Genomic DNA, 7,652 nt, shown 5'->3' with positions numbered 1-7,652 from the left:
GGCACCGCATGCGCCGGCCAGCGCAGCGTCGCGGCCTGGTCGCGGTGCACGCCAGTGGCAACCCGGCTGGCGGCGCCCGCATCGAGCAACAGCAGCTTGCCGTCGAGGCCCAGCACTACGTGGTCCGCGATCGCCCCGTATGGCGTCACGGGGCAGACCACGCCGCCATCGGCTTCGCGCATGCCGGCCTGGGCCAGCGTGATCATTCCGTTCGGGACCCCCAGCCCGGCCCGGCGCAGCAGCGCCCGTGCGGCCACCGACTGCGCCAGCGGCACGGGCAGCGGATGGCGTCCCATGGCGATCAGCACCGGTGCGAGTTCGGACAGCGTCAAGCCCGCACCGCTGCTCTGCTCGGGCACGAGCAGTTCCAGAAAGCCGGCATCCTCGATCGTGGCCCACAGCCCCCTCGGGTCGGCGCCGCCCTCGACGGCGCGGACCGCCGCAGGCGTGCAGGCATCCTGCAGGATCGATTCGATCGCTTCGACGAACATGGTGCTCTCCCCTTGCACTTCCCTCCTCCTGCCTAGCGCAGTCCCAGGCTGCGGGCGATCATGCCACGCAGGATTTCACGCGTGCCGCCGCGCAACGAGAAAGTCGGCGAGATCTGGCTCAGATAGCTGACGGTGCGATACAGGTCGGCATCGGCAACGGTGCGCGGATTGCCTGCGATGACGGCCTCCAGCGCGGCCGGGATCTGCTGCTCCAGCGTCGTGCCCAGGTCCTTGACCAACGCCGCCTCGGCTACCGGGCTCTCCCCCGCCGCCAGGCTCGCGGTCACCGCGATCGACATCTGCCGCAGCGTGGCCAGTTGCGAGCAGAATCGGCCCAACAGCGCCTGCTGTTCCGGCGTGGCGCCATCGCGGCGCAGGCGCGCAGCCCACAGATCCAGCAGCACCACGCTCGAATAGATCCGTTCCGGTCCGCTGCGCTCGAAGGCCAGTTCGGCATTGACCTGTTCCCAGCCGCTGCCTTCGTTGCCGATCAGCGCATCGCCGTCCAGCCGCACGTCGTCGAACACAACCTCGGCAAAATGCGCGTCGCCGGTCAGATCCTCGATCGGCCGCACGGTGACTCCCGGCAACGACAGGTCGACGATGAACTGCGACAGCCCCTTCTGCTTGTCCTCCGGCACGCCCGAGGTTCGCACCAGCGCGATCATGTACCGGCAGTGCGGGGCATTGGTGGTCCAGATCTTCCGGCCGTTCAACACCCATCCATCGCCCGTGCGGCTCGAGCGGCTTCGCACGCTCGCCAGGTCCGAGCCCGAGTTGGGCTCGCTCATGCCGATGCAGAAGAAGCTCTCGCCCCGGCAGATGGCTGGCAGGTAGCGGCGTTTCTGCGCCTCGGTGCCGTAGCGCAGGATCAATGGCCCGCTCTGGCGATCAGCGATCCAATGCGCGGCGACCGGCGCGCCGGCGGCCAATAGTTCCTCCACCAGCACGAAGCGGCGAAACGGATCGAGCCCGGCGCCACCGTATTCCGGCGGCAGCGTGATGCCGACCCAGCCGCGCGCCGCCAGCCGGCGGCTGAAGTCCGCGTCGAAGCCCATCCAGGAGCGCGCGCGGCGATCGGCGGGCGCGTTGGGCGCGTCGGGCAGTTGCGCGGCAAGAAAGCGCTTGACTTCGGCACGGAAGGCCTCGGCCTCGGGCGGCAGTTCCGCAAGGACGAAGTTATCGAGAAGACTGGACACTGCGATCGGCTCCGATGCGGTCGATGGTCGGTCTGTTCATGGTCGTTTCCGCGGCTCGCACGTGGAATAGCGTCAATACCGCATCTGCATCAGCCAGGTCGCCACCATCGCCGGCCGGTCGGCGCCCTCGACCTGCAGCTCGACCTGCCAGAAGCAGCGCACCTCGCCCGGCCGCACGTCTTCGACCCGCTGCAGCGCGAAGCTGCCGCGTAGCCGCGAGCCCGCCGGCACCGCTCCGGTGAAACGGACGCGGTCGAAGCCGTAGTTCAGCGACAACTTGCGATTGGGAAAGCGATAGCACTGCCCGAAGGCCGCGGTGACCATCGACAGCGTCAACAGCCCATGGGCGATCGTGCAACCGTACGGCGATTCGGCGGCCGCACGCACCGGATCGACATGGATCCACTGCCGGTCGTGCGTCAGGTCGGCGAACGTATCGATGATGCGCTGATCCAGCGTGAAATAGCCGCTGACTGCAGCTGGCGCGCCAACCGCCGCGCGCAACTCCTCCAGCGAGGCGATGGTCTGCATGGGCGGCTCCATTCCGTGCGTGGTGCGCAGGCCAGCGATCCGGCGTCAAATCACGCCCTTGGCGCGCAATGCATCGAGCCGTGCCTTGTCGAAGCCGAGCTTGTCGCGCAGCACCGTCTCGGTATGCTCGCCCAGCGTCGGTGCGGCGCGCTCGTACTGGATCGGCGTGGCCGACAGCCGGATCGGATTGGCAAGTCCCGGCGCCTGCACGCCCGCCCCATGCGGCAGCGACAGCTGCATGCCGCGATGGCGCACCTGCTCGTCCTCGAAGACCTGCTCCATGTCGTAGATGGGCCCGCACGGCACGTTGGCCGCTTCCATGCGCTCGACCCACTCGGTCATCGTGCGCGCCAGCATCGCTTCGGCGATCTGCGGGATCAGCGCTTCGCGGTTGCGGTTGCGTTGGCCGGCGGAGGTGAAGCGCGGGTCGGCCGCCAGCTCCGGGCGGCCGATCACCTCGCACAGCGCGGCGTATTGCGCGTCGTTGCCCACCGCGACGATGACGTCCCCTTCGCGGCAGCGGAACACCTGGTAGGGCACCATGTTCGAGTGCGCATTGCCCATCCGCTGCGGGACCTTGCCGGACAGGAAGTAGTTGATCGCCTGGTAGGAGTTGATGGTCACCACGCAGTCGAGCAGCGCCATGTCGATGTACTGCCCTTCGCCGCTGACATTGCGATGCTCGAGCGCTGCCAGGATCGCGGTGCTCGCGTACATGCCCGTCAGCAGGTCCGTGATCGCGATGCCCGACTTGATCGGCCCGCCGCCGGGCTCGTCATCAGGTAGTCCGGTGATGCTCATCAATCCGCCCATGCCCTGGAACACGAAGTCGTAGCCCGGCAGCGCGGCATAGGGACCGGATTGGCCGAAGCCCGTGATCGAGCAGTAGACCAGCCGCGGATTGAGCGCGCGCAGATCGTCGTAGCCGAGGCCGTAGCGCGCCAGCGTGCCGACCTTGTAGTTCTCGACCACCACATCGGCCTCGCGCGCCAGCTCGCGGATGATCTGCTGGCCCTCCGGCGCGGCCAGATCGACGGTGATGGACTTCTTGCCGCGATTGGCGCTGAGGAAGTAGGAGGAATCGGCGGTTTCGCGGCCCTGCGCGTCCTTCAGGAACGGCGGGCCCCAGGCTCGGGTATCGTCGCCGACGCGCGGACGTTCGACCTTGATGACTTCGGCGCCCATGTCGGCCAGATTCTGCGTTGCCCACGGGCCGGCCAGAATGCGGGTCAAGTCGAGAACCTTGATATGTGCCAGTGCGCCTTTCACCGGTGGTCTCCTGGGGCTGCGAATGGGGCAAGCGTAGTGAAGGCGTACGCAGGGCGTCCAATATCCAATCGGCATCGATCGATACACGGCGCTTATCGCTCTCGCCTGCATCCCCTTCCGTCGTCCCCGCGAATGCGGGGACCCAGTGGCTTTCCGCTTCTTTCGAACATCAAAGTCGCTGGGTCCGCCTGCGCGGGGACGACCACCGGCATTCGGCGATAAGTTTTGTATATCGCCACACGCCGAATTCATATTGGACAGGCTGCCAACGCCGCTCTTAGCCTTGCGCACAAGCCTCGCGCGATGACGGGGCGCCGACTGGAGAGAGACATGCTGATGACCCGCCCGGGCCGGCTGCTGGCCGCCACCTTCTGCGTCGCCGCGCTTTCCCTGAGCCTTGCCGCGCCGGCGCGAGCCGACTATCCGAACAAGCCGATCCGCCTCGTCGTGTCGTTTCCGCCCGGCAGCGGCACCGATTCCACCGCTCGCTACGTGGCGCGCAAGCTCGAGGAAAAGACGGGCCAGTCGGTGGTGGTCGAGAACCGGCCCGGCGGCAACAGCTTCATCGCCGTGCAGACCGTCACCCGCGCCGAGCCCGACGGTTACACGCTGCTGCTGGCGAGCAATTCCCCGGTGGCGACCAATGTCGCGATGTTTCGCCAGCTGCCCTACGATCCGGTCGGCGAATTGGCGCCGATCGCGCGGCTCGGCGTGGGCGCGATGGCGTTGGTCGTCAACCCGGCCTCGCCATTCCATACGGTGGCGGAACTGGTCGCGCATGCCCGCCAGCAGCCGGGCAAGCTGAATTACGGCGCCGGCAGCGCGTCCTATCAGATCGCGACAGAACTGTTCCTGACGCAGGGGCAAATCAAGGCGAACCACGTCCCTTACAAGGGCGCCGCGCCGGCGCTGACCGATGTTGCCGCGGGCCAGATCGATTTCGCCTTCGCCGACTATGGCGCGGTGCTGCCACTGCTGCAGGGCGGCAAGCTGCGGCTGCTGGCGGTGACCAGCGAGAAACGGCTGGCGACGCAGCCGAATACGCCTACGCTGCAGGAGAGCGGGTTTCCCGGCTACTTCATGGTCAACTGGACCGCGGCCTTCGCGCCCGCGAAGACGCCGCGCCCGGTGGTTGAAAAACTGGAGAAGCTGCTGCTGGAAATCAATGCCGCGCCGGAGACCGCCGAGTTCTTCGCCCGCACCAACTGGGATGTCTTTACCGGCAATGCCGCCGAGCTGCGGCGCTTCCAGCTGGCGGAGATCCGCAAATGGTCGGATGCGGCGACGCGCGCCGGCATTCCGAAGCAATAGCCACGCGAACAACCACCGCGGCAGACAAGCAACCGAACGAGGACCACCATGAGCCAGTTCCTGGATTACGCGCAGCAAGGTCATATCGTGACCCTTACCTTGAACGAGCCGGCACGCCGCAATCCGCTGACCGGCAACTCCGCGGTGGCCGAGCTGGTGCAAGCGGCCGAACGGATCGACGGCGACGACTCGGTGCGTGCGGTGATCCTGACCGGCGCGGGTCCGGTGTTCTCGACCGGCGGCGACATCCGCGACATGGAGCGGCAAGCCTCTGGAACGGTGCCCGGCATGGAGATCCGGCGCGACTACCGCCGCGGCATCCAGCGGCTGCCGCTGGCGCTGTTCAATCTGGAGGTGCCGGTGATCGCCGCGGTCAACGGGCCGGCGATGGGCGCGGGCCTGGACCTCGCCTGCATGTGCGATCTGCGCATTGCGTCCGAGAGCGCGCAGTTCGCCGAGAGCTTCGTGCGGCTGGGCATCATTCCGGGCGACGGCGGCGCCTGGCTGCTGCCGCGCGTCATCGGCCTGTCGCGTGCCGCCGAGATGATCTTCACCGGCCTGCCGATCGATGCCGCGCGGGCGCTGGAATGGAACCTGGTGTCCCAGGTGGTGCCCGCCGATCAGCTGCTGCCGACGGCGATGCGGTTGGCCGAGGCGATCGCCGCCAATCCGCCGCAAGCCGTGCGGCTCGCCAAACGGCTGTTGCGCGAGGGCATGCATACGCGGCTCGACACGCTGCTCGAGATGTCGGCGACCTTCCAGGCGATGTGCCACCAGACCGAAGACCATCGGCGCGCGGTAACGGCCTTTCTCGAGAAACGGAAACCGGCCTCGCGAAGCTGACCGGCGGGGCACGGCGTCGGCCATCGGTAAGATGTGGGCTTCGCCACTGCCCGCGCGCCGCCCTGCCCCATGGATTTCCGACGTATCCGGCATTTTGTCGTTCTCGCGGAAACGCTGAACTTTCGCCGCGCCGCCGAACGGCTGCATATCGCACAGCCCGCGCTGACCGTTTCGATCCAGAAACTGGAACAGGAACTGGAAACGCAGTTGTTCGTGCGCGAGACGCGCGGTGTCACGCTGACGCCGAGCGGCCACGCGGCGCTGGCCGAGGCGCGGCGCATCCTGTTTCATGCCGGCCATTTCCGCGAGGCCGCGCACGCCGCGGCCAGCGGCACGGGTGGAACGCTGCGGATCGGTTTCGTGGGTTCCACGACCTATCACCTGCTGCCGCAACTGGTGTCGCGCTTTCGCGCCGAGTATCCCGCGGTGGAGCTGACGCTGAAGGAGGCCACCTCGGCCTCGATCGTCAAGCAGCTCGAAGACGAGGCGCTGGACGTGGGCCTCGTGCGCATCCCGCTGCTGCAGGCGGGCAGGATCACGCTCGCTGCGCTGGAGCACGACCGCTTCGTCGCGGCGCTGCCGCGCCATCATCCGCTCGCCGGGCACCGGTCGCTGTCGCTGTCCGAGCTCGCCGGCGAGCGCTTCGTGATGTACGCCCGCGAGGAGGCCTCGGGACTGCACGCGGCGGCGATGGCGGCCTGCCAACTGGGCGGCTTCCAGCCCCGCATCACGCAGATCGCCACGCAGATCCAGACGGTGATGGCGCTGGTGGAAAGCGGGCTCGGCATCGCGCTGGTGCCGTCGATCATGCACCGCTTCGCCAACGAGCGGCTGGCGTGCATTCCGGTCGACGACATGCCGGGTGCCGCGTCGATCGGCTTGGCGCTGGCCTATTGCGCCGAGACCGAGCGTCCCGCCGGGCGGCATTTCCGGCAGGTCGCGCAGTCGGCCTTTCCCGTCGAGCCATCGGCCAACGCCCAGCCGCTACGCTGACGCCAGTCCGGTGCGGTACGCCGCGGCACGGCGCTTACCGCGTGCTACATTGCCCTCGTAATCCGACCCGCCCACACGCACCGATGAAAACGCTGCTGATCGTCTACCACACGATGACCGGAGGCACGCAGCAGATGGCCGAGGCCGCCGCCGACTCGGCGAGGAGCCAGCCGGACATCGAGGTCCGCCTGCTGCGGGCCACCGAGACCCGGCCCGACGATGTGCTGAACGCCGACGGCTATCTGTTCGCCACGCCGGAGAACCTCGCCGCGATGTCCGGGCTGATGAAGGACTTCTTCGACCGCTGCTATTACCCGGTGCTCGACCGCATCAATGGCCGCCCCTATGCCGCGATGATCTGCGCCGGCAGCGACGGCCAGAACGCGCTGCGCCAGATCGACCGGATCGCCACCGGCTGGCGCCTGCGCTCCGTGGCGCCCGGGCTGATCGTGTGCACGCATGCGCAAACGCCGGAGCGCATCCTGGCACCGAAGCAGATCGGCCCCGAAGATCTGGCGCGCTGCGCGGAACTTGGGGAAGGCTTGGCAAGCGGGCTGGCGCTGGGCGTGTTCTAGGACTTACGCTTCTTTCCAGCTTTCGGTGAGGCGGTCCTCCAAAAACAGGGCGTCCCCTTTAGGGACAACAAGCAACTTCAGCCCCAGACCATCGAGTACCTTCATCAGGCCGTCGAGCCCGACCGATCTGCCGTTCTCCAGACGAGAAAGCAAGTCCTTGGAGACATTGAGCAAATCGGCCGCATCGTCGATCCGCAATTGACAACGTCCTCGTTGGCTGCGAATCAAAGCCCCTAACGACTGCAGATCGTGAGCGACCGGGCTCAGGGAGATATCCGGCAACGGCAGTTTTCTGACCATGTTTTGACCTCGTCATCCACCTTGGTCGGCCCATTAGTTCCCAATATTCCGGAACTATCGGCCTATTGGCCGCCACGGAGGCAATAATTCCTCAATCTCCGGAACAATAACGACTTGGATGGCGCGCCGCGCGCCGGCTG

At 67.3% G+C, this 7,652-nt stretch carries 9 protein-coding genes; 4 read left to right on the top strand and 5 right to left on the bottom strand.

Annotated features, from left to right (window positions below):
- The 4 genes from B551_RS19335 to B551_RS19320 all read right to left on the bottom strand — a co-directional run.
- Window positions 1–491: acyl-CoA dehydrogenase family protein (locus tag B551_RS19335; protein WP_023264825.1), on the bottom strand; the 491-nt coding region annotated here is incomplete at its 3' end.
- 32 nt (window positions 492–523) lie between these two features.
- Window positions 524–1,690 carry an acyl-CoA dehydrogenase family protein gene (locus B551_RS19330; RefSeq protein WP_006576358.1) on the bottom strand — a complete coding sequence of 389 codons (1,167 nt, stop codon included), beginning with the start codon at window positions 1,688–1,690 and terminating at the stop codon, window positions 524–526.
- Between the two features lie 72 nt (window positions 1,691–1,762).
- Window positions 1,763–2,221: a MaoC family dehydratase gene (locus B551_RS19325; RefSeq protein ID WP_006576359.1), complete on the bottom strand. Its 459-nt coding sequence runs from the start codon at window positions 2,219–2,221 to the stop codon at window positions 1,763–1,765.
- Between the two features lie 45 nt (window positions 2,222–2,266).
- Complete coding sequence (locus B551_RS19320) at window positions 2,267–3,490, bottom strand: CaiB/BaiF CoA-transferase family protein (RefSeq protein ID WP_006576360.1); 1,224 nt, start codon at window positions 3,488–3,490, stop codon at window positions 2,267–2,269.
- Between the two features lie 336 nt (window positions 3,491–3,826).
- Here B551_RS19320 and B551_RS19315 point away from each other — a divergent pair, with 336 nt between their 5' ends.
- The 4 genes from B551_RS19315 to B551_RS19300 all read left to right on the top strand — a co-directional run bounded on the left by B551_RS19315 (window position 3,827) and on the right by B551_RS19300 (window position 7,212).
- Window positions 3,827–4,801 (top strand): tripartite tricarboxylate transporter substrate binding protein, encoded by a 975-nt coding sequence (locus B551_RS19315; protein WP_157072042.1) that lies wholly within the window; start codon window positions 3,827–3,829, stop codon window positions 4,799–4,801.
- 48 nt (window positions 4,802–4,849) lie between these two features.
- Window positions 4,850–5,644 carry a crotonase/enoyl-CoA hydratase family protein gene (locus B551_RS19310; protein ID WP_006576363.1) on the top strand — a complete coding sequence of 265 codons (795 nt, stop codon included), beginning with the start codon at window positions 4,850–4,852 and terminating at the stop codon, window positions 5,642–5,644.
- Between the two features lie 69 nt (window positions 5,645–5,713).
- Window positions 5,714–6,637, top strand: a complete 924-nt coding sequence (locus tag B551_RS19305) for a LysR family transcriptional regulator (RefSeq protein ID WP_006576364.1) — start codon at window positions 5,714–5,716, stop codon at window positions 6,635–6,637.
- Between the two features lie 83 nt (window positions 6,638–6,720).
- Window positions 6,721–7,212 (top strand): flavodoxin family protein, encoded by a 492-nt coding sequence (locus B551_RS19300; RefSeq protein WP_006576365.1) that lies wholly within the window; start codon window positions 6,721–6,723, stop codon window positions 7,210–7,212.
- A 3-nt stretch (window positions 7,213–7,215) separates the two neighbouring features.
- Here B551_RS19300 and B551_RS25235 read toward each other — a convergent pair whose 3' ends face one another.
- Window positions 7,216–7,512 (bottom strand): helix-turn-helix domain-containing protein, encoded by a 297-nt coding sequence (locus B551_RS25235; protein WP_023264823.1) that lies wholly within the window; start codon window positions 7,510–7,512, stop codon window positions 7,216–7,218.
- Window positions 7,513–7,652: the final 140 nt, after the last annotated feature.

Origin of the sequence: Cupriavidus sp. HPC(L), assembly GCF_000307735.3 — a bacterium.
In the GTDB taxonomy this organism is placed as follows: Bacteria; Pseudomonadota; Gammaproteobacteria; order Burkholderiales; family Burkholderiaceae; genus Cupriavidus.
Note: the sequence above shows the minus strand (reverse complement) of the source record. Positions and strands in the feature narration are given on the sequence as shown.